Source organism: Pseudomonas sp. BIC9C, assembly GCF_034541995.1.
In the GTDB taxonomy this organism is placed as follows: domain Bacteria; phylum Pseudomonadota; class Gammaproteobacteria; order Pseudomonadales; family Pseudomonadaceae; genus Aquipseudomonas; species Aquipseudomonas fluorescens_CC.
In genome coordinates this window covers 153,677-180,530 of the sequence record NZ_JAWDGM010000004.1, presented here as the reverse complement: position 1 = coordinate 180,530, position 26,854 = coordinate 153,677, and the positions used below count along the sequence as shown (strand labels likewise).

General features: G+C 60.9%; 22 protein-coding genes. 9 read left to right on the top strand and 13 right to left on the bottom strand.

Annotated elements, in window-relative coordinates:
- Positions 1-279: 279 nt before the first annotated feature.
- A complete protein-coding gene (locus RS887_RS18620) occupies positions 280-1,041 on the bottom strand; it encodes a gamma-glutamyl-gamma-aminobutyrate hydrolase family protein (protein ID WP_322616489.1) in 762 nt (253 codons plus the stop codon).
- Positions 1,042-1,324: 283 nt separating this feature from the next.
- On the opposite strand from RS887_RS18620, the gene RS887_RS18615 reads away from it, so the two are divergent.
- The 5 genes from RS887_RS18615 to RS887_RS18595 all read left to right on the top strand — a co-directional run bounded on the left by RS887_RS18615 (position 1,325) and on the right by RS887_RS18595 (position 7,955).
- Positions 1,325-2,701: a glutamine synthetase family protein gene (locus RS887_RS18615; RefSeq protein ID WP_322616488.1), complete on the top strand. Its 1,377-nt coding sequence runs from the start codon at positions 1,325-1,327 to the stop codon at positions 2,699-2,701.
- 188 nt (positions 2,702-2,889) lie between these two features.
- Positions 2,890-4,380, top strand: coding sequence for an aldehyde dehydrogenase (locus RS887_RS18610; RefSeq protein ID WP_322616487.1), 1,491 nt, complete (start codon positions 2,890-2,892; stop codon positions 4,378-4,380).
- Between the two features lie 53 nt (positions 4,381-4,433).
- Positions 4,434-5,732 carry an FAD-binding oxidoreductase gene (locus RS887_RS18605; RefSeq protein ID WP_322616486.1) on the top strand — a complete coding sequence of 433 codons (1,299 nt, stop codon included), beginning with the start codon at positions 4,434-4,436 and terminating at the stop codon, positions 5,730-5,732.
- Between the two features lie 401 nt (positions 5,733-6,133).
- On the top strand, positions 6,134-6,682 hold the full coding sequence (locus RS887_RS18600; protein ID WP_007975263.1) for a cupin domain-containing protein: 549 nt from the start codon (positions 6,134-6,136) through the stop codon (positions 6,680-6,682).
- Between the two features lie 469 nt (positions 6,683-7,151).
- Complete coding sequence (locus RS887_RS18595) at positions 7,152-7,955, top strand: hypothetical protein (protein WP_322616485.1); 804 nt, start codon at positions 7,152-7,154, stop codon at positions 7,953-7,955.
- A gap of 34 nt (positions 7,956-7,989) precedes the next feature.
- Here RS887_RS18595 and RS887_RS18590 read toward each other — a convergent pair whose 3' ends face one another.
- The 3 genes from RS887_RS18590 to RS887_RS18580 form a co-directional block, all read right to left on the bottom strand.
- On the bottom strand, positions 7,990-8,733 hold the full coding sequence (locus RS887_RS18590; protein ID WP_322616484.1) for a hypothetical protein: 744 nt from the start codon (positions 8,731-8,733) through the stop codon (positions 7,990-7,992).
- Between the two features lie 190 nt (positions 8,734-8,923).
- Positions 8,924-9,160: a hypothetical protein gene (locus RS887_RS18585; RefSeq protein ID WP_090456158.1), complete on the bottom strand. Its 237-nt coding sequence runs from the start codon at positions 9,158-9,160 to the stop codon at positions 8,924-8,926.
- Between the two features lie 296 nt (positions 9,161-9,456).
- Positions 9,457-10,365, bottom strand: coding sequence for an alpha/beta hydrolase (locus tag RS887_RS18580; protein WP_322616483.1), 909 nt, complete (start codon positions 10,363-10,365; stop codon positions 9,457-9,459).
- A 257-nt stretch (positions 10,366-10,622) separates the two neighbouring features.
- On the opposite strand from RS887_RS18580, the gene RS887_RS18575 reads away from it, so the two are divergent.
- Positions 10,623-12,542, top strand: a complete 1,920-nt coding sequence (locus tag RS887_RS18575) for a tyrosine-protein phosphatase (protein ID WP_322616482.1) — start codon at positions 10,623-10,625, stop codon at positions 12,540-12,542.
- A gap of 729 nt (positions 12,543-13,271) precedes the next feature.
- Here the strand turns inward: RS887_RS18575 and RS887_RS18570 are convergent.
- Positions 13,272-14,219: a helix-turn-helix domain-containing protein gene (locus RS887_RS18570; RefSeq protein WP_416339986.1), complete on the bottom strand. Its 948-nt coding sequence runs from the start codon at positions 14,217-14,219 to the stop codon at positions 13,272-13,274.
- A 257-nt stretch (positions 14,220-14,476) separates the two neighbouring features.
- Positions 14,477-14,929 carry a hypothetical protein gene (locus RS887_RS18565; RefSeq protein WP_322616480.1) on the bottom strand — a complete coding sequence of 151 codons (453 nt, stop codon included), beginning with the start codon at positions 14,927-14,929 and terminating at the stop codon, positions 14,477-14,479.
- 320 nt (positions 14,930-15,249) lie between these two features.
- Between RS887_RS18565 and RS887_RS18560 the strand changes: the two genes are divergently transcribed.
- Both RS887_RS18560 and ppk2 read left to right on the top strand, forming a co-directional pair.
- Positions 15,250-16,971: a SulP family inorganic anion transporter gene (locus RS887_RS18560; RefSeq protein WP_322616479.1), complete on the top strand. Its 1,722-nt coding sequence runs from the start codon at positions 15,250-15,252 to the stop codon at positions 16,969-16,971.
- 58 nt (positions 16,972-17,029) lie between these two features.
- A complete protein-coding gene (ppk2, locus tag RS887_RS18555) occupies positions 17,030-17,848 on the top strand; it encodes a polyphosphate kinase 2 (RefSeq protein WP_322616478.1) in 819 nt (272 codons plus the stop codon).
- Between the two features lie 49 nt (positions 17,849-17,897).
- Here ppk2 and speF read toward each other — a convergent pair whose 3' ends face one another.
- Positions 17,898-20,081, bottom strand: coding sequence for an ornithine decarboxylase SpeF (gene speF, locus RS887_RS18550; protein WP_322616477.1), 2,184 nt, complete (start codon positions 20,079-20,081; stop codon positions 17,898-17,900).
- A gap of 453 nt (positions 20,082-20,534) precedes the next feature.
- On the opposite strand from speF, the gene RS887_RS18545 reads away from it, so the two are divergent.
- Positions 20,535-21,323 carry a DeoR/GlpR family DNA-binding transcription regulator gene (locus RS887_RS18545; protein ID WP_322616476.1) on the top strand — a complete coding sequence of 263 codons (789 nt, stop codon included), beginning with the start codon at positions 20,535-20,537 and terminating at the stop codon, positions 21,321-21,323.
- A gap of 193 nt (positions 21,324-21,516) precedes the next feature.
- On the opposite strand, the gene RS887_RS18540 is transcribed toward RS887_RS18545, so the two are convergent.
- The 6 genes from RS887_RS18540 to fdhD all read right to left on the bottom strand — a co-directional run bounded on the left by RS887_RS18540 (position 21,517) and on the right by fdhD (position 26,798).
- The gene (locus RS887_RS18540; protein ID WP_322616475.1) at positions 21,517-22,812 is read right to left on the bottom strand and encodes an FAD-binding oxidoreductase; all 1,296 of its coding nucleotides are present in this window, start codon (positions 22,810-22,812) and stop codon (positions 21,517-21,519) included.
- A 465-nt stretch (positions 22,813-23,277) separates the two neighbouring features.
- Positions 23,278-24,636: a chromate efflux transporter gene (gene chrA, locus RS887_RS18535; RefSeq protein WP_322616474.1), complete on the bottom strand. Its 1,359-nt coding sequence runs from the start codon at positions 24,634-24,636 to the stop codon at positions 23,278-23,280.
- Between the two features lie 44 nt (positions 24,637-24,680).
- Positions 24,681-25,169, bottom strand: a complete 489-nt coding sequence (gene moaE / locus RS887_RS18530) for a molybdopterin synthase catalytic subunit MoaE (RefSeq protein WP_322616473.1) — start codon at positions 25,167-25,169, stop codon at positions 24,681-24,683.
- 3 nt (positions 25,170-25,172) lie between these two features.
- Positions 25,173-25,424: a molybdopterin converting factor subunit 1 gene (gene moaD / locus RS887_RS18525; RefSeq protein ID WP_008021978.1), complete on the bottom strand. Its 252-nt coding sequence runs from the start codon at positions 25,422-25,424 to the stop codon at positions 25,173-25,175.
- Positions 25,421-25,927, bottom strand: coding sequence for a cyclic pyranopterin monophosphate synthase MoaC (gene moaC, locus RS887_RS18520; protein WP_322616472.1), 507 nt, complete (start codon positions 25,925-25,927; stop codon positions 25,421-25,423). The genes moaD and moaC overlap by 4 nt, the downstream gene beginning before the upstream one ends.
- A gap of 43 nt (positions 25,928-25,970) precedes the next feature.
- A complete protein-coding gene (gene fdhD / locus RS887_RS18515; protein ID WP_322616471.1) occupies positions 25,971-26,798 on the bottom strand; it encodes a formate dehydrogenase accessory sulfurtransferase FdhD in 828 nt (275 codons plus the stop codon).
- Between the last annotated feature and the right edge of the window lie 56 nt (positions 26,799-26,854).

Genomic DNA, 26,854 nt, shown 5'->3' with positions numbered 1-26,854 from the left:
AACGCAGACCCTGTGGGAGCGAGCTTGCTCGCGATGAGGCCGGCACAATCGACATTGATGTCGCCTGACACATCGCTATCGCGAGCAAGCTCGCTCCCACAGGGATTTGCGTTTGCTGACCGAAATCACCCATACCGTTCGGGTTTATTCGGCGCCGCCATCCTGGCTGCCTTTCGTACTTGTTGTTATTGCAGTGTGTTGTTGTCGCGGGTGACGGACGCGCAAAGGCACGCCCGCCTGACCCACGGGGGCAGAAAATCCTTTGTTCGTGTTTTTACGTCAGCGCGAGTGACGTAGCGCCGCCCGTTGCCGGCAGGCTTCGCCGAACGCCTGGAAAATACTCAAATAAGGAGGGTTGTTCAGGACCTGCCATTCCGGGTGCCATTGCACACCGAGGGCGAAGGCCTTGCTGTTCTCCACCGACACCGCCTCGATCAGGCCATCGGGTGCGACGGCTTCGGCACGCAGGCCGGGCGCCAGGCGGTCGATGCCCTGGCTGTGAATCGAGTTGACCTGGAACACCGCCGGCAGGTCCAGCGCTTCGAACACGCCACCGGGCTGCACATTCACCCCATGGGCCGGCGCGTATTGCACGGCCAGGTCCGGGTGGTTGGCTTCGCGGTGATCTAGGAAGCCTTGGAGTTCATGGACTTTCTGATGCAGGCTGCCACCGAACGCCACATTCATTTCCTGAAAGCCCCGGCAGATGCCGAGGACCGGAACGCCAGCCGCAATGGCCGCGCGAATCAGGGGGAGGGTGGTGCGGTCCCGTTGCGGATCGTGCTCCGTACCGGGGGCGCTGTCGGGGCCTTGATAGTGGAAGGGTTCCACGTTCGACGGCGAGCCGGTCAGCAACAGACCGTCGAGCTGCGGCAGCAGGTCATCGATTTCGGTCAGTTCAGCCAGGGAAGGAATGACGACAGGCAGCCCCAGCGCCGCAACGCTGACAGCACGCAAGTACTTGTCGCCGCTGATGTGGTAGGGGTGCAGGCCAATCTGTTTGACGCACGCAGTAACGCCGATCAATGGCTTGAGTGCCATTTTTATCACCTCGAAGTTTCACACTTGAACGAGCTTTTCCGGAGCTTAGCCTCGTTGATTTTAATTAACAACTCCCATGTAAAAAATTCTAAACGCCACACGTCCGATCTTCAGGGTTTATGCGTGCTTGAGGGCGTTTCTGGCACTCATGGCCCTCTGAAAGGCCCGAAAATAAACGTTGAACGGCTGAGTGTTCGCTATTGACTTCACTTTGCCTTTCGGATTGACTGGGCTCGTGAAAGGGCGGTGAACATAATAATTAACAGTAAAAAATAGGTGCATCATGTCGGTCCCTCTGCGTGCCGTTCAACTCAACGAAGCAAACGCATTCCTTAAGAAACATCCTGAGGTTTTGTACGTCGACCTTCTGATTGCGGATATGAATGGTGTGGTGCGCGGCAAGCGCATCGAGCGCACCAGTCTTCATAAGGTTTACGAGAAAGGCATCAACCTGCCGGCGTCTCTGTTTGCTCTGGACATCAACGGTTCCACGGTGGAAAGCACCGGCCTGGGTCTGGACATCGGCGACTCCGACCGGATCTGCTACCCAATCCCGGGCACCCTGAGCATCGAACCCTGGCAAAAGCGCCCGACTGCGCAACTGCTGATGACCATGCACGAACTCGAAGGCGAGCCATTCTTCGCCGACCCGCGTGAAGTGCTGGCCAATATTGTGCGCAAGTTCGACGACATGGGTCTGACCATCTGCGCCGCGTTCGAACTGGAGTTCTACCTGATCGACCAGGACAACGTGAACGGTCGTCCGCAATCGCCACGTTCGCCGGTATCCGGCAAGCGTCCGATGTCGACCCAGGTGTACCTGATCGACGACCTCGACGAATACGTCGACTGCCTGCAAGACATCCTCGAAGGCGCGAAAGAGCAGGGCATCCCGGCTGACGCCATCGTCAAGGAAAGCGCCCCGGCGCAATTCGAAGTCAACCTGCACCACGTGGCTGACCCGATCAAGGCGTGCGATTACGCGGTCCTGCTCAAGCGTCTGGTGAAGAACATCGCCTACGACCACGAGATGGACACCACCTTCATGGCCAAGCCGTATCCGGGCCAGGCAGGTAATGGTCTGCACGTGCACATTTCGATTCTCGACAAGGACGGCAACAACATCTTTGCCAGCGAGGATCCCGAGCAGAACGCCGCGCTGCGTCACGCGATCGGCGGTGTGCTCGAGACCCTGCCGGCGCAGATGGCGTTCCTCTGCCCGAACGTCAACTCGTACCGTCGTTTCGGCGCGCAGTTCTATGTGCCGAACTCGCCGAGCTGGGGCATCGACAACCGTACCGTGGCTGTCCGTGTACCCACCGGCTCAAAGGACGCCGTGCGCATCGAGCACCGTGTAGCCGGTGCCGACGCCAACCCGTACCTGCTGATGGCTTCGGTATTGGCCGGCGTGCACCACGGCCTGACCAACCAGATCGAACCGGGCGCCCCGGTGGAAGGCAACAGCTACGAGCAGAACGAGCAGAGCCTGCCGAACAACCTGCGTGATGCCCTGCGCGAACTGGACGACAGCGAAGTCATGGCGCGCTACATCGACCCGACGTACATCGATGTGTTCGTGGCGTGCAAGGAAAGCGAGCTGGCCGAGTTCGAGAACTCCATCTCGGACCTTGAGTACAACTGGTACCTGCACACTGTTTAAGACGGATCACACCTATCAACTGTGGGAGTGGGCTTGCTCGTGAAGACGGCGGCACAGTCAACACTGATGCCGCCTGATACACCGCCTTCGCGAGCAAGCCCGCTCCCACAGGGGACCGTATTTCCAAGGTCGTAATTGGTTGGCGTTCAATCCGGCGACCACCTATTCCCCTGCGTCGAGTCACAACCATGACAAACACTCGCAGCGATTGGGAGCAACGCTTCCAGTCCCTCTCCATTGAAGGTCGCGCATTCATTGACGGCCAGTACTGCGCGGCCGCCAGTGGCGCCACGTTCGAATGCATCAGCCCGGTAGACGGTCGTTTCCTGGCCAACGTCGCCAGCACCGACGAAGCTGACGCCAATGCCGCGGTCGCCGTGGCGCGCCGCACCTTCGAATCCGGCGTCTGGGCCAACCTGGCCCCGGCCGAGCGCAAGCGTGTCCTGATCCGTTTCGCCGACCTGATCCTGGCCAACCGTGAAGAGCTGGCCCTGCTCGAAACCCTCGACATGGGCAAGCCGATCAGCGACTCCATGAGCATCGACATTCCGGCGACCGCCAATGCGATCCGCTGGACCGCCGAAGCCATCGACAAGATCTACGACGAAGTCGCCGCCACGCCCCAGGATCAGCTTGGCCTGGTGACGCGCGAAGCGGCCGGTGTGGTCGCGGCCATCGTGCCGTGGAACTTCCCGTTGATCATGGCCAGCTGGAAATTCGCCCCGGCCCTGGCAATGGGCAACTCGTTCATCCTCAAGCCTTCGGAAAAGTCGCCGCTGACCGCGATCCGCATCGCACAGCTGGCCCTGGAAGCGGGCATCCCGAAAGGCGTGTTCAACGTCCTGCCGGGCTACGGTCATACCGTCGGCAAGGCGCTGGCGTTGCACATGGACGTCGACGTGCTGGCCTTCACCGGCTCCACGACGATCGCCAAGCAACTGATGATCTACGCCGGACAAAGCAACATGAAACGCGTCTGGGCAGAAGCGGGGGGCAAGAGCCCGAACGTGGTGTTTGCCGACGCGCCGGATCTGCGCGTGGCGGCACAGGCGGCGGCCAGTGGCATCGCTTTCAACCAGGGCGAAGTCTGCACCGCCGGTTCGCGCTTGCTGGTGGAGCGTTCGATTCGCGAGCAGTTCATTCCATTGTTGGTGGAGGCCCTGCAAGCCTGGAAGCCGGGGCACGCGCTCGATCCTGCGACGACCGTCGGCGCGGTGGTCGACCAGCGCCAGCTGGAAAACGTATTGCGCTACATCGAAGTCGGCAAGCAGCAGGGCGGTCAACTGATCGCCGGCGGCAGCCGCACCCTCGAAGACACCGGTGGCCTGTACCTGGAGCCGGCGATTTTCGACGGCGTGACCAACGCCATGACCATCGCCCGGGAAGAAATCTTCGGCCCGGTGCTGTCGGTCATCACCTTCGACACCGCTGAAGAAGCCCTGGCGATTGCCAACGACAGTATCTTCGGCCTGGCTGCCGGCGTATGGACCAGCAACCTGAGCAAGGCCCACACCTTCGCCCGTGGCCTGCGTGCCGGCAGCGTCTGGGTCAACCAGTACGACGGCGGCGACATGACCGCGCCGTTCGGTGGGTTCAAGCAGTCGGGTAACGGTCGGGACAAATCGCTGCACGCGTTCGACAAGTACACCGAACTCAAAGCGACCTGGATCAAGCTTTAAGACCTTTTGAACGGCGGTCGCCTGCACGTTGCCGGCGGCCATCGGAGAAACCTATGAAACAAGATTCCGTTAAACAAAAGCATGTAAACAGCTACTACGCCGCCACCCGCAACTTCACCGGCGATTTCCCGGTGCTGGAAGGGGCGGTGGACTGCGACGTCTGCGTGATCGGCGCCGGCTACACCGGTCTGTCCTCGGCGCTGTTCCTCGCCGAAGCGGGCTACAGCGTGACCGTGCTGGAAGCGGCCAAGGTCGGCTTCGGTGCCAGTGGTCGCAACGGCGGCCAACTGGTCAACTCCTACAGCCGCGACGTTGATGTCATCGAAGAGCGCTATGGCGACAAGACCGCCGAAGTCCTCGGCAGCATGATTTTCGAAGGCGCCGACATCATCCGTCAGCGCATACAGCACTACGACATCCAGTGCGATTACCGTCCAGGCGGTATCTTCGCGGCGATGAACAAGAAGCAACTCAAGGGCCTGGCCGAGCAGAAGAAGAGTTGGGAACGCTACGGCAACAAGAACCTGACACTGCTCGGCGAAGCCGACATCAAACGCGAAGTCGGTTCCGACGCCTACGTCGGCGGCCTGCTGGACATGCAGGGCGGCCACATTCACCCGCTGAACCTGGCCCTCGGCGAAGCCTCGGCCATCATCGGCCTGGGCGGCAAGATCTACGAGCAATCGGCGGCGGTGGAAATCAACTACGGCGAGCCGATCACCGTGCGCACAGCCAAAGGCCTGGTGAGGGCCAAGTACCTGTTGATCGCCGGTAACGCCTACCTGCCACAGGGCCTCGACAACCGCGTGACCAGCAAGAGCATGCCGTGCGGTTCGCAGATCGTCGTCACCGAGCCGTTGTCGGAAAAACAGGCCCGCAGCCTGATCAAGAACAACTACTGCGTCGAAGACTGCAACTACCTGCTCGACTACTACCGCCTGACCGCTGACAACCGCCTGCTGTACGGCGGTGGCGTAGTCTACGGCGCTCGTGAACCGGACGACATCGATCAACTGATCCGCCCGAAAATCCTCAAGACCTTCCCGCAATTGAAGGACGTGAAGATCGACTACCGCTGGACCGGCAACTTCCTGCTGACCATGTCGCGCATGCCGCAATTCGGCCGTATCGAGAAAAACGCCTACTACATGCAGGGCTACAGTGGCCACGGCGTTACCTGCTCGCACCTGGCCGGCAAACTGATCTCGGAGATGATCCGTGGCGATGCCGAGCGTTTCGACGCGTTTGCCTCGCTGCCGCACATGCCAATGATCGGCGGGCGCACTTTCTCGGCACCGTTGACCGCCCTCGGCGCCGTGTACTACTCGCTGCGCGACCGTTTCGGCATCTAGACTTTACCTCGCCGGCGGCCGCCCTAAAAAGGTGCTGCCGGTTTTTTTATCTGACACACCGCAGTCTGCTTGTGGGAGCAAGCCTGCTCGCGAAGAGGCCATATCAGTCAAAATAGATGGCGCCTGACACACCGTTTTCGCGAGCAGGCTCGCTCCCACAAGTCGTTTTTTTCTGCCGTTTATCGAACCTGCTGAGCATTACGAACAAACGTGATTTAATAGCCGCCTTTCACGTTTCCGGGACCGGAAAACGGCGTGATCCGCGCCTGCTCTCCACCCCTCCATTATCCTTGTAGGAGCGAGCTTGCTCGCGATAGCGGCGGTTCAGTCAACATCAATGTTGAAGGTCAAATCAGAATCGCGAGCAAGCTCGCTCCTACAGGTTGGCGCATAAGGCTGTCATGGACACGGGCTCACGACTCAAATTAGTACGCGAAAGCTACAAACTGTCCCAGCGCGAGCTGGCCCGGCGTAGTGGCGTCACCAATGCAACCATCTCCCTGATCGAACAGAATCGGGTCAGTCCTTCCGTCAGCTCCCTGAAGAAATTGCTGGAGGGCATCCCCATGTCCCTGGCTGACTTCTTCACCTTCGATCAGCCACCACGCGAACACCAGTATGTCTTCCGCGCCAATGAACAGCCTGACCTTGGCCGCCATGGCCTGCGCCTGCTGCTGATCGGCGCGTCCGTGCCGAGCCGGCAGATGCGCCTGCTGCGCGAACAATACGCACCGGGCGCCAGTTCGGGTGAAGAGCCGATCGTGCATTCCGAAGGCGAGGAGTGCGGGTTGGTGACACGGGGTACCGTGGAGTTGACCGTGGACGGGCAGGTGAGTGTACTGAATGCCGGGGATGGCTATTACTTCCCGACGACCCTGCCGCATCGGTTTCGCAATATCGGCGCGGATGAGGCTGAAATTATCAGTGCCAACACGCCGGCGAACTTCTGATTACGACGATGCGTAATTCGGCTGCTGGCTGAGCCTGCATTGACCGTGGATGATAAAAATCCGATGCCCATTCAGGCGTCGGATTTTTTTATGCGACCAAAGATCATGCAATTGGGCTTAATTGACCGTTTTGAGGCCGCTCTTTCATGACGTCACGGCCTTGCACTGGTTGCGCAGGTCGTCGTTATGGATATTTTCGCACCCTTTACCACCTTGCTTCGCCCGGCAATTCGCAGCCCGGCGGGAGCAAGTTCCCTCGCCACAAAGAAACAAGCCCTGCAAATTTTTCAAACGTCGAGATTGAACGTTCGTCGGATGGCGGGTTGCTACCATCGCAAATGCCTGCCGATCTCGACACGGCTGCTACGCTTGGTCGTTGCAGTGCCCGAGCCCCATTCCTGCTCGCGCTGCAAGGGTAATCACGGAGTGCGACATCCATTCCTGTCGGCAACCTGCACGGAGGCAGGCGATGGTGATCAAGAGCATGGCCGATTCGGCTGCGGCGGGGGTTCCCGTGCCGCTCGATCGGGAAGAAATCGAGCGGGTGTTGGCGCTGTTGCTGGCCAGCCCGTTGTTTGCCAAATCCAGGCGCATGGGCAGTCTGTTGCGCTTTCTGGTCGAGCACGACCTTCAGGCTTGCAATACGCCGCTGACCGAACACGCCATCGGCATCGCGGTGTTTCGTCGTGACCCGGCAGTGTATTGCACGGGCGACGATCCGGTGGTGCGAGTGCAGGTGGGGCGCTTGCGGCGCAAGCTCGCAGCGCATTACGCCGGCAACGGCCAGCAGGACCCGGTGCGCTTCAGCATTCCACCCGGGTGTTATCGCTTGACCTATCAGCGGCTGCGGCCCAAGGGTGTCGGCACTCGCCACCCTGTGGTCCAGATCCAGCCGTTTACCTGCCTCACCCGCGATGGCGATGACTTTACCCGGGGTTTGTGCGAGGAGTTGAGCTGCCGACTGTTCGAGTCGTTCGAGCAGACGCAGACCGGGACCAATCATGTATTGATGCGGGTGGCACGCCACAGCGAGCCGGTACCGGACTTCAAGCGTGGCGGGCGTTGCAGCTTTTGCCTGGAGGGCAGCGTGCGGGTCGAGCCTTCGCGGGTGCGAGCGTCATTGCGCCTGGTGGAGGTGGCGCAGGGGCGGATTCGCTGGTCGGCGCAGTTCGATCGTGATCGACCCTATGGCATCGCCACCCAGGAGGACCTCGCGCAGTCGATCTGTCGCTCGCTGACGGGTTACTTCATCACAGCGGGCAACGAGGAGTGAAAGGGGCAACCGCAAGGTTGCCCCGGCATGACAGTTACACGGTTTTCCACTGACCGCCTTCGTAAAGGCGACCTGCGGTGTTATCGAACGTCAGGTCGATTTCGATCGCCTTGGAGCGTGAGGTACTGAACATGGTGCTGGTCTGTACGTTCTGTTCGAACCACACGAGGATGGTTTCCACCGGCGTCAGCACGGTATTGCCGGTGACGACCTGGTTGACGGCCACATAGATCGGCGTACTGACCTGGTTGCCATCGATACCGGTGGACAACTGGTTGACCCCCGGATGAATCGGCGCGTAGTTGTTCACGAAAGTCAGGGAAGTGTCCGGGCCACCGGTTACCGCCGGGCTCAGCAGGCCGCTTTCATCGAGTGTCGAGGTTTGCCCCAGGCCAATGTTGACGATGTTGGTCGAGACTTTGACTTGCACGTTTTCCTTGAACACGTTGGAGGCGAACAGCTGATACTGCGGCGTCCAGCTGAACTCGTTGTTGCTCAGGTAAGCGTCATAGGACTGCCAGACCACGTTGTAGTCGGCGTCACCCACCTTCTTGGCAAAGCACAGCTTGTAGCCGGACTTCTTCAGCAGCGTAAGGTCGCCAGCGGCGATTTCGATGGTGACGGTTTTTTGCGAAGCCGCCAGGGCCGACCTCAGTACCCGGCCGTAATCCGACGCCTTCAGTTGCGTTGGCGTTGCACCCATGATCGACTTGACGGCTTCTTGCACATCATTGTGAAGCTGCTGGCTCTGTTGGCTGACAGCGATTGATTTGCTCATGGTTTCCCTCTTCCTTGGTGGTGTGTTGGGCAATCAATGGGCTGCTGGTGTTTGGCGCTACAGTCCATTGACGGCCTCATTCTAGGGGCGAGGGGCAGGGCGGCTAAGTGTCTTGGTGTTACAAGCGGGTATCGGGGTTGTATCAGGGACCGAGTCAGCGGGGCAGCCGATCGGCCGCCCCGCCTTGACCTCAGGCGGCCCGGGCATCGGCCCAGACGAAGTTCCAGCTGGTGCGTTTACCCTTGGCGATCTCGATCAGCTTGTTCTCGTACACCGTGTGATTGACCACGCCGGTGTAGGTCAGGGTGCGGGCGGCATTGGTCCCGGTGACCTCGCCCGGCTTGCCGCCCGACTCGACCATGGCTTTTTTCATGTCGGCATCCGACGGGGCGCTGCTCTGGTTTTTTTCAACTTTGACGAAACTCATGATTCACCTCTTCCGTGATGGGGGGATCGGTGCCGGCGCGGGCCGACAAGTCGACGACCCTGTTCCACACCGACGGCCATACTCTATTGGCCCGTTCGGCGGCGCAGAAGTGACAACTGCGGCGCTGAGGTAACAATCGGGAAACAGCGCCAGGCATTGAAGTATCTGCGACGTATCAGGCGTGGATTCACATCGAAGAAGGTTGCGGCGAGTATCTCGGGCCGAATGGGCACTTACCGAATGGAATTCCACACACGGTTTTAGAGTTGTGCTGCAGGAAATCGCAGGTCGCGACGTCACTTCTCGATAAACCCGCGAATCGCCGCGATGGTCTGCGTCGGCGCTTCCTCCATCAGCCAATGCCCGGCCCCCGGAATCACCACTTCGGTGACCTTGTCCGCGGCATTGCGCATGACGATGGCCTCATTGGCCCCGAAGGATTTCTCACCCCCGACCGCCAGCACCGGCATGCTCAGTTTTTTGACCATCGACGCTTCGTTGTCCACGGCATCCTGACGAATGCTGCGGAACTGGGCGAAGGCGGCGTGCATGGCGCCGGGGCGGGCGTAGAGTCTGGCGTAGTGCTGGCGGATGCCTTCATCGACCTTGGCCGGGTTGCCGGCGAACTCGTTCCAGAAGCGGTCGAGGTAGAGGCGTTCACGCCCGGCGACCAGGCGCTCCATGTCCGCTCCGCCGAAGTCGAAGTGCCACAGCATCGGCGAGCGAACGATATCGTTCCACGGTGGAATGCCCGGTACCGGCGCGTCCATCACCACCAGGCGATCGGTGTGCTCCGGGTAGCGCGAGGCATAGGCGAAGGCGACCATGGTGCCGATGTCGTGGCCGACGACCACCGAGTGCTCGATCTTCAGCGCATGCAACACGCCGCGGATATCGCCGGCCTGGGTCTTCTTGTCGTAGCCCGCCGCTGGAATCGATGACAGGCCCATGCCGCGCAGGTCCGGCACCACCACGGTGTGGTCCCGTGCCAGGTCGGCCGCCAGCGGTGCCCACATGTCGCCGGTGTCGCCAAAGCCATGCAGCAACACCACCGCCGGACCCTTGCCGCCGACGCGCACGTGCATTGTGATGCCATCGACGGGGATGTCCCGGGTGTGGAAAGACGCCGGGAACGGCGTGACATCGGCGTGGGCCACAAGGCTTAGAGCGAGCAAGGTGAGTGTGGCCAGCAAGGGGCGGATCATGTCGGTGTCTCCAGACGGATGCAGGGGAGCGGGGAAGCGTTTCACCGGGTTTCGCTGGAGTGAGCGTAGACGTATCCCAAGCCACTGATGGATCACTTTGCGCTTGATCAGCGACTCAAAACCCACCGTCCACGGACGGAAAACGAACCTCGTGGACACATCGCGCAATGATTTGCGTTCGCGGGCGATTTGTCATGTTCAGCGTCATTTCAATGTAGATATTAGTCAGCCCAATGTGATTTCAATGAGGCTGCACTGTGTTCCAACGACTTGTGTGTTCGCTGTCTGTCTTGAGCCTGTCCATCGCTGCCGCCCAGGCTGCCGAGACGGTTCCCCTCAACACGCCACGCCTGAAGAGCATCGACAATTTTCGCGACGTCGCCGGGCTTGCCACTGCCTATACCACAGCCAATGACGGCACCCTGCGTGGCGGGGTGTTTTACCGCTCCAACGCGCTGACCCCGTCGGCGGCGGATCTGGCGACCCTGAACGGCCTGGGCATCAAGGCTGTCTACGACCTGCGCACGCCCAGCGAGATCGCCGCCACGCCCGACAGGATGCTCACGGGCGCGACGTACACCAACATCGACATCATCGGCGGCTCCACGTCTGGCGCGAACGTCACCAACGTCGCGTTCCACAGCGCCGCCGAAGCCACCGCCATGATGCAGGACACCAACCGCGATTTCGTCAGGAACGCGGGAATGCGCAGCGAGTTCAACCAACTGTTCAATGAGCTGGCCGCGGTCGACGGCGCCGCGCTGTTCCATTGCACCGCCGGCAAGGACCGTACGGGCTGGACCGCCGCTGTGCTGCAAAGCATCGCCGGGGTCGACGATGCCACCATCATGAGCAACTACCTGGCGACCAACGACTATACGGCTGCGCGTATCAAGGCGACCCTGGCGGCGATGCCACCGGCCATGGCGACCATTTATGCGCCGCTGATCGGTGTGGAGGCCAGTTACCTGCAGGCCGGCCTGGACCAGGTGACCGCGCAGTACGGCACGATGGATAACTACCTCAAGCAAGGCCTTGGCCTGTCCCAGGAAACCCTCTACGTGCTGCGCGGCAAGATGGTGTTCTACAACAGCTTGCCTGGCGCGGCAGACCTGGCCGGCAACGCCGCCGCCGGCGCGCAGTTGTTACAACAACTGCAGAACAGCAACCTGTCGGGCAGCTACAGCGCCTACAACTATTACCTGCAATCGGCCATCGATGCGCGCAGCCTCGGGGGCGTCGAGTCCACCGTCGGCGGTCAGGTACATGCCGACGCTGCCAGCTATCTGTTGCGCCAGGGCGCGATGATCGAACAGGCCGCCGCGCCCTTCACCAGCGGCATCGACCTCAAGGCCGGGCAATATCGACTGTGGAGCACCGCCCTGGCGGGGTATCTGGGCACCGACGGCTCATCCCAAGCCTCAAGCAGCAACGAGCATAGCCAGGGTATGATGATTGGTTTGACCCAGCGCTTTTCCGAACGGCTCAGCGCCCATGCCGGTTTCGGCTACAGCAGCGGCAATGTCGGTGGCGCCGGTGGCGAGGCCGATACCGACCTGACTTTCTTCAGTGTCGGCGCACGCTTCGCACCCAAGGGTCTGGAACGTGGCCTGTTTGTGGATGCCGATGCCAGCGCCGGCTACCTGGATTACGAGAGCGAGCGCGAACTCGGCGGTGGTCTGGGTACGGCCAGGGGCGACAGTCATGGCAACCTCACCGGCGCGACCCTGGCATTGGGGTACCGTGTTCCGGTGAACGGCGTGACCCTCGAGCCAAGCCTCGGTGTGCGAATCAGCCACGTCAACCTGTCAGGCTTCCAGGAAAAAGGCAGTGAGCTGGCCCTGGACGTCGATGGCATCCAGGAGACCCGCAAAAGTGCGGTGGCCAACCTCAACGCATCATTTGCACCGGTCGGCCTGGGCGCCTGGCAAGTAGTGCCGGGCGTGCAAGTGGGCTACGAGCATGTGCTGGGCGACCATGAAATCGACAGTGAGGGGCACCTGCTGGGGCTGGACGTTGAACAGCAAGCCGCCTTCGACAATCGTGACCAGTTCACCGGTGGCGTCAATGTCATGGCCAATCTGGGTGCGTGGAGCGTGGGTGCAGAAATTGGTGCCAGCAGTGGCGGCGATAGCCATGGCTTCAATGGTGGTCTGAAGGCCAGCTATCTGTTCTGACGGGATCCTTGTGGGAGCGATCCTGCTCGCGATGACGGAGTGTCAGTCAGCATCGTTTTTGAATGTGCTGGCCCCTTCGTTGGATCGTCGCCCGGAGCAAGCCCGTCCCCACAAGGTTTTGTCCTTGCCACATGACCCGGGCACGACACACGACCTGTGGGAGCAACTGTCTGCAAGTTGACCTGATGTTACCGCTGTACCTGATCAAATTGTGGGAGCAACGGTGCGGCAATCCGACCTGCTCGCGAAGGCGGTCTGACTGAGTACATATCCGTTTTTTTGGTCACGGCGACTGGCGGTTTCGCCCTGACGGCGACTCACTTTTTTTGACAAACGCCTCAAAAAAAGTAAGCAAAAAAAACGCTCGCCCCGAACGTCCGGCCCCTCGCCTAGGCTCGAGGTTCCTTCGCTCCGGCATTCATCCGGGGGCATTGCCCTCCGGTCGGCTTCGCGCGACCTACATGCAATGGGTTCGACTGCGTCGAACGGCGCTGCGCGCCAATCCCCGGATGAACGCTTCCACTCAGCCTGCCGAGGGGGCGGGTGGATCAAGATCAAGAGCGGCAGGCGAGCTAACGCTCGGCCTGTTGAGTGATGAAGAGCAGTGGGTGTACGCAGACCCATTGTAGGAGCGAGCCTGCTCGCGATGGTCGTCAACGATGACGCGGGCTGCCTGAATGCCCGCGGTGTCCCGTTGTTTTTCGCGAGCAGGCTCGCTCCTACAATTTCTCAATTGGTCGCCATCGGCCGCGTTCGCAGGCCCTTTCTCACATCGGCGGGACTGATGCCGTAGGCACTCTGGAAATACTGGCAGAACCGGCCGACATTGCTGAAGCCGTGTTGCAAGGCCACGTCAGTCACCGAAAGCGACACCCCCTGGGACAGCGCGGCAAAGGCGCGCTCCAGGCGTACCTGGCGCTGATAAGCGACGATCGAAGTGCCCATGAAACGCTGAAAACCCTCCTGCAAGGCGCGCAGGCTGACGTTGGTCAGTTGCGCCAGTTCCGTACCGCTGGCCAGGTGGTCGGGATGCGCCTGAATGTACTCGACAGCCAGCTTCACATGCCGCGGCGCTATCAGTGGGGAAGGGCGCTGAAGGGCTTCGGTGAAGTTGTGCGGCCAGGCTTCCAGCACCGCATCGACCAGCATTTCGCGAAGGCGCGAAGGCATCAGCGAACCGGTGTTGATCAGCAGGTCGAACTCGGTGCCCGTGGCCAGGTCCACCAGTGCCTTGATGCCCTGCAAGGCGGATACGTTCAGGTCCACCACGGGCTCGAAACAGACTTTCTGCAGGATCGGCTTGCCCAGCAGCATCGACAGCCGTTCGGTGATCAGCGCCCGGCTGATCGAGATCCCGTGCTGCGCATGATTATCGACGAAGCGTGCCGAGCGGACCTCGGCCTTGTCGATGGCCAGGCCGACCCGGGCAAAACCTGTCGACTCGGTGACGTGGTTGAAGATGATCTTGCCGGCGGTGGGAATGACGAAGGTGATTTCATCGAGGGGGGCCGGAAAAGCCACCGTGAAGTCACCGCGATAGTGCATGCGACGGAAACTGACACCTTCGTGCCTGCCGTAGACCCCGCCGATGATGATGTTTTTCGGTGGCGGCGGAGAGTCGCAATAGAGGTTGCCGAACAGGTTCGAGAACAACGCGCCAAAGTCGTCGCAGCTCATGTCGTTGGATCTGATGATGATTTGCTTGCGCGTCGTGCTTGAGTACACCTGAAGTGTCACCTTGAGCGGAGGGCAAAGCCCTGGTACAGGGAACTGGCGATCGGAGATCGAGCGGATGTGGTTCGGGGAAGCGCCAAGACGTTATCAGTGAGTAATGACAGGTTTGTGACCCGGGTTTTTACCGCTGTCGCCGCTCGCACTGAACAACCGGTGGCACGAGCGGTATCGGCAGGTGGGCTGAGCTGAAGTGGCCGCGGCTATTTCACCGGCTCTGCAGGTTTGATATCCCCGCAAAAGATATCGAAGTTGCCATCGGTCGCAGCCGTTCGCACGACCACCGAGTATTTGCCGGCAAGCAGGGTTTGCAAGGGGACAGGTGCCGTCCTGGAAAACGTCCAGCCACGCACGGGTTGGCGTTCGGTGTTGACGGTGTCGTTCATCGCGTAGGCGACAGACCCGGGTCGCTCGCAACTGCCATTATTGATGAAAGAGTAAAGGCGCAAGGGCAGGGACGCCCCGCTTGGAACACCGCTGACGAAGAAACTGAGCCCGGTTTTGTTGTCCCAGTCCGTCAACGTGACGTTGCCGATCTGACCGGCGTTTTGCCGGGTGGCGACCAACTTGACGTTTACGCCATGATTCGGCGAAGTGGTGCAGCCGAAAAGGCTTGCTGCGACCATGAGTGCTGCCAGTGAGAGGTTGAGCTTCATTGCCAAACTCCTGAGTTGAAGAACTGCAATGGGAGAATTAGCGGGTATAGCTCATTTATCGCTTTCTGACGTCGTCCATATAAGGCTTTCCCTTTTTGAGCGGTGATGGTGGGGCGTTGTCCCTTTCGCCAGCGATGGAACGGCGTGGCCGCGCAAACCGGCTACATTTGTAACTGGCCGAACCTGCGTGGATTGCCCACTGGCACATGCGCCTGGATGTCGATGAAGGTTTGCAGTGGTCAGGCGTGCAGTTAAAGGATTGTGCGGTCAGTTGAGCCCACTCATCATCCGCACCGGACGAATTGCGACTGGAGTGACTCATGAATCAACAAGGCAGCCATCCGCAAGAGCGGAGTCCAGGCGCTCCACAACGGGGTACCTTGCTCAGCCTGTTGATCCCGGAGTGGCTCGGCAGTTACCGGCCCGACTGGCTGCGAGGCGATGTGGTCGCCGGGCTGACGGCAGCGGCCGTGGTCATTCCCAAGGCGCTGGCGTACGCCACCATTGCCGGCCTGCCGGTGCAGGTCGGGCTGTACACGGTGCTGGTGCCGATGGTGATCTATGCCGTGCTCGGTACCTCGCGCCCGCTCAGTGTCAGCACCACAACCACCCTGGCCATTCTTGCCGGCTCCGCGTTGGGCCAGATCAGCCCCGATGGCGATGCGGCGACCTTGCTGGCGGGTTCCGCCACGCTGGCCCTGATGGTGGGCGCAATTTTGATCGTCGCGGGGTTGCTGCGCCTGGGTTTCGTCGCCAACTTCATTTCCGAACCGGTGCTGGTGGGTTTCAAGGCCGGCATCGGCGTGGTCATCGTGCTCGATCAACTACCCAAACTGCTGGGTACTCACATCGACAAAGATGGCTTCCTGCACAATCTGCTGGCCACGGTTCAGAGCATCGGTCACGCCTCCCTGCCGACCGTGGCGGTCGGTGTGTTCATGGTACTGCTGCTGGTCGGCATGAAGCGTTTTACCCCGCGACTGCCCGCACCGTTGATTGCGGTGGCGCTCGGCATCCTCGGCATGAGCCTGTTTGGCCTGGAGCGCTTTGGTGTGTCTGCGGTCGGCGTTGTGCCGATCGGAATGCCCGCGCCGACCCTGCCGGTATGGTCGTTGGCCGAAACCCTTTGGCCTTCGGCGATGGGCATCGCGCTGATGAGTTTCACCGAAACCATCGCCGCGGGGCGTGCGTTCGCCCGCAGTGACGAGCCCGCGCCACAACCGAATCGGGAGCTGCTGGCCACTGGCATTGCCAACATCGGCGGTGCGTTTCTCGGGGCCATGGTCGCGGGGGGCGGGACCACCCAAACGGCGGTGAACCGCCTGGCCGGCGCCCGTTCGCAACTGGCTGCACTGGTCACCGCTGCACTGGCATTGGGCACGTGCCTGCTGCTGGCACCGCTGATTGGCCTGATGCCCAATGCCACGCTCGCCGCCGTGGTGATCGTGTATTCGGTGGGTCTGATCGAACCGGCGGAATTTCGCGAGATCCTGTCGGTGCGCCGTACCGAATTCGTCTGGGCCGTGGTGGCCATGATCGGCGTGATGCTGCTGGGCACGCTGCAAGGGATCGTCGTGGCGATTATCGTCTCGCTGCTGGCCTTGGCCTATCAAGTATCGGACCCACCCGTGCACATCCTCGGGCGCAAGCCTGGCACCAATGTGTACCGGCCGCAGTCCGCCGAACACCCCGATGACGAACACTTTGACGGACTGCTGTTGCTGCGGCCCGAGGGGCGGGTGTTCTTTGCCAATGCCGAGCGCATCGCCGAGAAGATCCGGCCGCTGATTGATGCGGCGACACCCCAAGTCGTGGTCCTGGACCTGCGCAGCGTGTTCGACCTGGAATACACAGCCCTGAAAATGCTCACCAATGCGGAACAACTCATGGGCGAGAAAGGCATCTCGCTGTGGCTGGTAGGCATGAGCCCGAGCGTCTGGGCCATGGTCATCAAGGCACCGCTGGGACACACGCTGGGCGAGGCCCGCATGTTCCTGAACCTGGAGCAGGCGGTTGAACATTACCAGCGCAGTCGGCGCTGAATGAACGCGGCCGGGCGCACTCCGGACGCTGTGTAACGCATTGACGGAGGTAACGGGCATGGCAAAGAAGAAGGCGGCACCGAAAAGCAAACCGGTCGAAGGCGGCAAGCTCAAGAACAAGGTTTATCTCGAGGAACTGGCGCGGCTGCATGTCGAGCTGGTCAAGCTGCAGGAGTGGGTGCAGCACACGGGTGCCAAGGTTTGCATCCTCTTCGAGGGCCGTGATGGCGCCGGCAAGGGCGGGACCATCAAGGCGCTGACCGAACGGGTCAGTCCGCGGGTGTTTCGGGTGATGGCGCTACCGGCACCGACCGAACGGGAAAAAAGCCAGATGTATGTGCAACGTTATCTGCCGCACCTGCCGGCGGCCGGTGAAGTGGTGATCTTCGATCGCAGCTGGTACAACCGCGCCGGTGTAGAGCGGGTCATGGGGTTTTGCAGTGAAGAGCAGGTGCGCACCTTTCTCACCGGGGTGCCTCGAGTCGAGCAGGCACTGGTCGAATCGGGAATTATCCTGATCAAATACTGGCTTGAAGTGAGCCAGGAGGAACAGACCCGACGCCTCAAGGAGCGTATCACCGACGGGCGTAAAATCTGGAAGCTGTCACCCATGGACCTCAAGTCCTATAACCGCTGGTACGATTACTCCCGTGCCCGGGACGATATGTTCGAGGCCACCGACACCGAATTCGCCCCTTGGCGGGTCGCCAACTCCAATGACAAGCGGCGGGCGCGATTGAACATCATCAGCGATGTGCTGAACAGCATTCCTTACGAGGATGTACCACGGGCAAAAGTGACGCTGCCCAAGCGGCAAAGTCCCGGTAACTATCGGGATCCGAACTATCCGTTCAAGTTCATCCCGGAAAAATTCTGATCGAGGCATTGGGCAGGAGCCGGCCCACGCCGGCTCCTGCTGCATGCCATCAGGCCTTGATCACGTACCCATACGCCCGGGTGCGACCGCCTTCGTGTTTCAGGTAGACGCCCTGTAGCTCCGGTGTGAACCCCGGCAACGCGTTGATGCCTTCTTCCAGGGCCAGGAAGTATTTCAATACCGCGCCACCCCAGATCTCTCCCGGCACCACGCAGAGCACACCCGGCGGATAGGGCAGTGCACCTTCGGCGGCGATACGCCCGTCCGCATCCGCCAGCGCCACCAGTTCGACGTTGCCACGGATGTATTCGATTTGCGCTTGCTGCGGGTTCATGGCCTTTTTCGGGAAGTGTTCCTTGCGGAACATGTTCTTCTGCAACTGCTGCACATTGTGGCTGCGATACAGGTCGTGCATTTCCTGGCAGAGCTGGCGAATCGTGTAGTTGCGATAGCGCTCCTGATGCTGCGCGTAGATGGCCGGCAGCACCCGGCTCATCGGCGCGTCATCGCTGATGAAGCGTTCGAAGCGGGCGATTTGCGCGGCCAGGTGGGTCATCTTCGCCCAGTCTTCAGCCGGGGTGAGCAGGAACAGAGTCGAGTTCAGGTCGCATTTTTCCGGGACGATGCCGTTTTCACGCAGGAAGTTGGCGAGGATGCCGGCATGAATACCGAACTCGGTGTAGCTGCCGTCCACCGGGTCGATGCCCGGGGTGGTGAACAGCAGTTTGCACGGGTCGATGAAGTACTGCTTCTCGGCGTAGCCGCCAAAGGCATGCCAGCGGTCCTTCGGATGAAACTCGAAGAAGCGGATGTCATTGGCGATTTCTTCCGTCGGGTAGTCTTCCCACGCGCGCCCTTCGATGGTGTACGGCACGAACGGCCGGACCATGGTGCAGGCTTCGAGAATCAACTTGCGCGCTTCGATGCCGAACTTCACGCAGTCCTCCCACAGGCGCAGGCCGCTGCGGCCTGAGTGAATGCGCGCGTTGACATCCAGCGAGGCGAACAGCGGGTAGAACGGGCTGGTGGACGCCTGGGACATGAAGGCGTTGTTGAGCCGGTGGTGGTTGCAATAGCGGGCCTGGCCTTTGATGTGCCGGTCTTTCTTGTGCACCTGGGAGGCCTGGGAAAAACCGGCCTGCTGTTTGTGCACCGATTGCGTGACGAAGATGCCCGGGTCATTCTCGTTCAGGTCGAGCAACAGTGGCGAGCAGTCTTTCATCATCGGGATGAACTGTTCGTAGCCGACCCACGCCGAGTCGAACAGGATGTAGTCACACAGCTTGCCGATGCGGTCGACCACTTGCCGGGCGTTGTAGACAGTGCCGTCATAGGTGCCCAGTTGAATGATCGCCAGGCGGAATGGCCGTGGCAGTTGGGCCTTGTCCGGGGCGACTTCGGCAATCAGTTCGCGCAGGTACTCTTCCTCGAAACAGTGGGCGTCGATGCCGCCGATGAAGCCATAGGGGTTGCGCGCTGTTTCCAGATACACCGGCGTGGCGCCGGCCTGCAACAGCGCGCCCTGGTGGTTGGACTTGTGGTTGTTGCGGTCGAACAGCACCAGATCGCCCGGGGTCAGCAGGGCGTTGGTCACCACCTTGTTCGATGCCGAGGTGCCGTTGAGCACGAAATAGGTCTTGTCGGCGTTGAACACCTGCGCGGCGTGTTTCTGTGCCAGCAGCGCCGGCCCTTCGTGGATCAGCAGGTCACCGAGCTTGACGTCGGCGTTGCACATGTCGGCGCGGAACAGCGTCTCGCCGAAGAAGTCGAAGAACTGCCGGCCGGCCGGGTGCTTGCGAAAGAACTGGCCGCCCTGGTGACCGGGACAGGCAAAGGTCGCGTTTGCCGCCTCGGTGTACCGTTTGAGCGAATCGAAGAAGGGCGGCAGCAGGCTTTCTTCATAGGCTTTGGCCGCTGTCTCCAGTTGGTTGCCATGGTATTCGACGTTGCTGGGGGACAGGTCGAAGATGCCGTTCACTTGCAGCAGCACGTCATTGAGGTGTTTGTAGACTTCTCGGGGGCGGGTGCTGGTGCCGGGGGAGGGCACCAGGAAAATCGGCACATCAAAACCGGTGCGCTGAATGGTGTCCAACGCTCCAGCCAGCACATCATTGACCGACACCACGGCCACGGCGACGTCGGTAAAATCGGTTTGACTGAGCGGGACCACCTCCCGGGCGTTCAGGAAGCATTCGGATGTGCCATCGCTGGCGGCGATTTTCAGGGCTTTCATGGGTGGTGTCTCCTGGCGGGCACTCAATTGTCCGCGGCTTTTTTAGAGAGCAACTTCCGAGGGAGCCTTCCAGTTCCCGTGATCGGAAATCATGTCACCACTGGTTATAGAGCATATTCCTGATCTGTCAGGCTTTTAGCGATTTGCTGGACGAGAGGCCATGGCTCACCGATAGCGGTCAGCCGTTCACCAGTGCAATCGTGAACGAGACCACGATCATGCACGCAAAAGCAAAATTGATATTCATGAAGTTTCCATCCAAAACATGAGTGACGGCGCCATGTTGAACAGGTCACAGGAAAATGAAAAATTCGCTGTAATGATTTGAAAGATCGAAAAAAATGATACCGGTAAGTGTTTTCCCGGCCGGTCGTTTGTGTTTGACCCGTGCTTTGGCTAATCTCGCATAAACACGCAGCCATGCGCACAAAACGCGCACAAACGAGCAAAAACATGCACGACAATCATTCTGCTGTCGAACTGCCGTCAGTGCGCCGGCAAAAAATCCTGTTGATCCTCGAACGTGACGGCAAGGTCATGGCCTCGGAGTTGAGCCAGCATTTCGCGGTGTCCGAAGACACCATCCGCCGCGATCTGGCGGAACTGGCCAGCGCCGGCCTGGTGCAGCGGGTGCACGGCGGGGCGTTGCCGCGGCCCAAAGACACGGGCAAGGACTATTTCACCCGGATCAGCGAAACCGATGAGATGAAAACCCATCTGGCGCAACTGGCGGCGCGACGGGTGCAGGACGGACAGATCGTGGTGTTCGATTCCGGCACCACCACCTTGCAGATCGCGCGTTCGCTGCCGGCGGACATCGCCATCACCGCGATCACGGCGTCGCCGATGACGGCCATTACCTTGTCCGAATACAAAGGCATCAAGGTGATCCTGGCCGGCGGCCAGCTCAACCCGGCGACGATGTCGGCCAGCGGCCACGAAACCCTGCGGTTGCTGGCGGCCATCAAGGCCGATCTGCTGTTTACCGGTGTCTGCGCGATTCACCCGCAGGTGGGCCTCAGTTCACTGCACTTCGATGAAGTGCCGGTGAAACAGGCGATGCTCGACTGTGCCTCCCACGTGATTGCCGTCACCACGGCGGACAAGCTCGGCGCGGTGGAACCCTTTGTCGTCGCGCCTTGTCATCGCGTGCACACGCTGATCACCGAGCAGCATGTGGCGTCAGGCAGTGTCGAGGACTACCGGGCGTTGGGGGTCGAGGTGGTGCAGGCGCAGGCTTGAGCGTTTTTTGTGTCCACCGAAGATCAATCTGTGGGAGCGGGCTTGCTCGCGAAGGCGGTGTGACTGCCGCTGAATATGGGTTGAATGTACCGACCCCTTCGCGAGCAAGCCTGCTCCCACAGGAATTGATGTCGAGCTCAAATATCGAGGCCGGCACAAACAACATCCATGCTGAATGTGCCGGCCAACAACCTCAGCGCAGGCGCTCAAGCATCTGGTAGTACCACATGCCAGCGGCGAGCATCGGGTTGCCGAGCAGGTCGCCCATGGGCACGCGGATGTGCTGGCAGGCGGCGAAGGTGTCGAACTGCTCCAGTTGCCCGGTGATCGCCCGGCCCATGATTTCGCCCATGATGTGGGTGGTGGCGATGCCGTGGCCGGAGTAGCCCTGGCAATACCAGACGTTGTCCGACAGCTTGCCCAGTTGCGGGATGCGGTTGATCACGATGCCCATCGCGCAGCTCCACTGGTAATCGATGGCCACGCCTTTGAGCGCCGGGAAGGTCTGCTCGATGCACGGGCGCAGCTCGGCGGCGATGTCGCGTGAATCCTTGCCGCTGTAGTTGGCGCCGCCACCGAACAACAGGCGACCGTCAGCGGTGAGGCGGTAGTAGTCGAGCACGAAACGGCAGTCGTAGACCGCCAGGTCTTCGGGGTTGATCTGTCTGGCCAGATCGCCCAGCGGCGCGGTAGTGACGATGCCGCCCATGGCCGGGAAAATCTTGCCCTTGAGCTTGCCCGGTTCCAGTTTGTGGTAGACGTCGCCGGCCAGCAGCACCTGATTGGCCTCGATGTGCCCGTGGGCGGTACGTATGCCCGGGCTCTGGTGAAGGCCGTCGCCATGGATGATCTCCAGCACTTCGCTGTTTTCGAAGATCAACGCGCCCAGGCTTTCGGCTGCGCGGGCCTCGCCGATGCACAGGTTGAGCGGGTGCAGGTGCATGTTGCGGGTGTTCTTGATCGCGCCGTGGTAGAGGTCGCTTTGCAACAGGTCGCGGACCTGGCTGCGGTCGAGCAGGCTGATCTCATCACCCATGCCACGGTGCACGGCTTCATCGTAATCCTTGCGCAAGCCCTCCATGTGCGCGGGCTTGTACGCCGCGTGCAGGTGGCCGTGCTTGAGGTCGCAGGCGATGCCGTACTTTTCCACGCGCTGCCGGATGATCTGGTGCCCGCGCCAGCGCAGGTTCCAGATGAAGTCGTCGACCTCGTCACCAAGGGTGCGGCGCATCTGTTTGCGCATGGCTTCATCGCCGGAGAGGCTGCCGGTGACCTGGCCGCCATTGCGTCCGGTGGCGCCCCAGCCGATCTTGTGGCTTTCGACGATCGCGACCTTCAGGCCTTTTTCCGCCAGTTCGACGGCGGTGGCCACGCCGGTGAATCCGCCGCCGATGATCACCACGTCAACCCGGTGCCGGCCTTGCAGCGTCGGGTAATCGGTGTCCTGGTTGAGGGTGGCGGCGTAGTAGGAATTGCAACGTTGAGTCATGTCGGTGTCCAGGCAGAATTGGGGAGAAGCTCAATGCCGGTCAGGCGAACGCAGTCATGTGGGAGCGGGCTTGCTCGCGAACGCGGTGTGTCATTCGACATCAACGGTGAATGACACACCGCGTTCGCGAGCAAGCCCGCTCCCACAGGTTCTGTGTATGGCTGAGCAGGAGCGAAAGGAGGGGGCTCGCCGATCAGGCGGGCAGGGCGCTATCCGGCGGACGTGCGGAATGACGCAGTTTGGAACGGCGCAGGGCCATGGGCAGGTTGACGATGCGCTTCATGCAATGCCGTCCACGGCCAGCAGCGAGGTGGCCTGGGTCGAAATAATCAGCAGGTGCTGTTCTGACGGCGAAGTACGCATGGCGCAAGTTTCCGGCGGCGGAAATCGTCGGTGGCGAGTGGAACAAGCCATCCGGGGATGGCTGGATACTAGGGAGGATTGTGACGCATGTAAATGTCTGATTCAGGACATCAGGTGCACACCCAGGCCGATCAACCCGCAGCCGATCAATACCTCGATCACCCCGCGCTTGAACCGCAGCAACGCAATGCCCGCCACCAGGGCGATCAGCAGCGAAGGCCAGTCCAGTCGTCCTTCGAAGCCTTTGGGCCAAAGCACGTGGTAGCCAAAGAAACACGCCAGATTGAGAATCACGCCCACCACGGCAGCCGTAATGGCCGTCAGCGGTGCGGTGAAGGTGAGTTCGTTGTGCGTCGACTCCACCAACGGCCCGCCGGCGAGGATGAACAGGAACGAAGGCAGGAAGGTGAACCAGGTCACCAGCGTGGCGGCAACGGCACCGGCGACAAACGCTTGGTCCGGCCCGAAAACCTGATGCACGTAGGCACCGATAAAGCTGACAAAGGCGACGACCATGATCAACGGACCCGGAGTGGTTTCACCGAGCGCCAGACCATCGATCATCTGCGTCGGCGTCAGCCATCCGTAGTGACCGACCGCGCCCTGGTAGACATACGGCAGCACGGCATAGGCACCGCCGAAGGTCAGCAGCGCAGCCTTGGTGAAGAACCAGGCCATCTGGGTCAAGGTGCCTTCCCAGCCGAACAGTGCGGTGAGCATGGCCATGGGCAGTGCCCACAGGATCGCACCAATCACGGTCAGGCGTGCCAGTTTCAAGCCACTGAAGCGGGCGTGTTCAGGGGTTGGGGTGTCGTCGTCGATCACGGCCGGGCCGAAGGATTTTTTCGCCGCGCTGTGGCCACCGGCCCTGAACTTTTCCGGTGCCAGCCGCCCGCCGAAATAACCGATGACCGCCGCGCCAAGCACGATCAACGGAAACGGCACGTTAAGCACGAAGATGGCCGCGAAGGACGCGGCGGCGATGCCCCATAACCAGCCATTCTTCAGCGCCCGCGAGCCGATCCGGTGAGCCGCCTGCACAACGATGGCCGTGACCGCCGGCTTGATCCCGTAAAACAACCCGGCGATCACGGGCACTTCACCAAAGGCGATGTACACCCAGGACAGTGCAATCAGGATGAACAACGATGGCAGAACAAACAGCACGCCTGCGATCACTCCGCCCCAGGTCCGGTGCATCAGCCAGCCGATGTAGGTCGCCAGCTGCTGAGCCTCCGGCCCGGGCAGCAACATGCAGTAGTTGAGGGCATGCAGAAAGCGCCGCTCGGAGATCCAGCGCCGGCGTTCGACCAGCTCCTGATGCATGATCGAAATCTGCCCGGCCGGCCCGCCAAAGCTGATGAAACCGAGCTTGAGCCAGAAGAGAAAGGCTTCGCGCAGGCTGATGGCTTGGGGTTTCGGCAATTCCTGTTGCGTAATCGGGGAGGGCGTGGGGCTCAAGCGCAGATTCCTTGTGCAGACAAGCTTTGAGCCAATGACTGTAGCTACGCCGGAGCGCGTTGGATAGTCTTCTGATGCTGCGCATCTGCCCAGCGCGCGGCGGCCGATCGGTCGCTGTCACGGGCATCGACCCAGCGTGCACCGCATGCCACGTCTTCGCGTTTCCAGAACGGCGCGTCGGTTTTCAGGTAGTCCATGATGTACGCACAAGCTTCGAAAGCGGCCTGACGATGCTGGCTGCTGACGCCGACAAACACGATCGGCTCGCTGATCGACAACGGGCCGATCCGATGCGCGATCTCCACCGCTCTCAGCGGCCAACGGGCCCTGGCGTTGTCGATGATGTTCTGCAGCGATCGTTCGGTCATGCCGGGGTAGTGTTCCAGATACAACCCGGCGACCGCCTCACCCTGATTGATGTCGCGCACGTAGCCGACGAAGTTGACCACGGCACCCACGCCCGGATCGTTCGCCTGCAGGCTGTCGATCAACCGGCCGACGTCGAACACTTCACACTGGACCCGAACCGACATGTCTCAACCCCCGGTGACCGGTGGAAAAAAGGCGATCTCGTCATAGTCCTCGATCACCCGGTCCGGATGGCACAGCTCCTGGTTCAGGGCACACATCAGGTTGGTTTCACCCAGCACGTTGCTCCACAGCTCACCGCGAGCCATCAGCAATTGGCGCACGTCTTCGATGGTCTTGAGGCTGTCGGTCAGGGGCAGTTTTTCACCGCCCAGGTTGAGCTGCTCGCGATAACGGGCGAAGTAGTTGATCAGGATCATTGTGCGTCCTCGAATTTGAAATGACCGGAGCGGCCACCTTGTTTGCTCAGCAGGCGGATGTCGTCGATGACCATGGCGCGGTCCACCGCCTTGCACATGTCGTAGAGGGTCAGCGCTGCCACGCTGACGGCGGTCAGGGCTTCCAGTTCGACCCCGGTCTGGCCCTCGACGCGGCACGTGCCGACAATTTTCACGCTGTCGGGTGTGCAGGCCTTGAGTTCGACGTGGATCGAGCTGAGCAGCAGGGTGTGGCACAGCGGAATCAGCTCATGGGTTTTCTTCGCCGCCATGATTCCGGCGATTCGTGCGACGGCAAACACATCGCCCTTGGGGTGGCCGTTGCTTTGAATCAGCTTCAAGGTTTCCGGGCGCATCCGCACCCAGGCCTGGGCCCGGGCTTCACGCTGCGTCGAGGTTTTTTCGCTGACATCGACCATGTTGGCGCGACCCTGACGGTCGAGGTGGGTCAGGCCATTGGGCGATGCATCTGAAAGGTCTGTCATGGGAAGTTCCTGCGCTTGCCAGCGCGGTGATCGGGTGAAGGCATCATGCCGGGCTGTAAATGCGTGGTGCGTTCCGGTGGGGGACGTGAATCAGGTTGAGGCGATGTTTGATTGCCCATTGCACGGTCAGGGCGGTGGGCGCCGAAAGGCTCACCAGTGTGCCGAGCCTGGCCCTGACGGCTTTGTGAATCAGTTCCAGGCTGCAACGGCTGGTGACCACGGTGAAGCCGCTGCGACTGTCGATGCCGGCGTGTTGCAGGGCACCGATCAATTTGTCCAGCGCGTTGTGGCGGCCAATGTCTTCGCGGCAGATCAGCGCGTTGCCCTGGGGGTCGAAGTACAGCGCCGCGTGCAACGCGCCGCTGCTGCGGGCCATCTGTTGTGCCTGTTCGATGCGGCCGCGAATGTCGATGAAATGCTCGGCGGGCGGCAAGGCAACCGGATCGAGAATCTGCAGTTTCGGCAAGGCCTGCTCCAGCGCTTCCACACCGCACAGTCCGCAACCACTGGTGCCCGCCATTTGCCGACGATGGTTCTTCAGTGCCCAGAACGCGCGGCTGGAGATCTGCACGTCTGCTTGAACGGCCTGGTCGAATCGGGTGAGGCGCAGGTCGTGGATTTCGCTCTGGTCTTCGACGATGTCGTTGCTGACGCTGAAACCACGGATGAAATCTTCGAGGTTGCCTGGCGACACCATCATCACGGTCTGACTCAAACCGTTGTAGGTGATTGCCAGGGCAATCTCTGAAGCCAGCGCCGCCTGACAGACAGACGCGGTGTTGTCGTACTCGCGAAAGTTCACACTCAGCGGCTTGGGTGCGGGGGCGTTGGTGTCGCTTCGAATATCGACTTGTTCAACTTGGCATAACATGAAAAGAACCTCGAAGCGCTGAATTAAGTTCAGGCTACGGGTAACTTTTCAATACG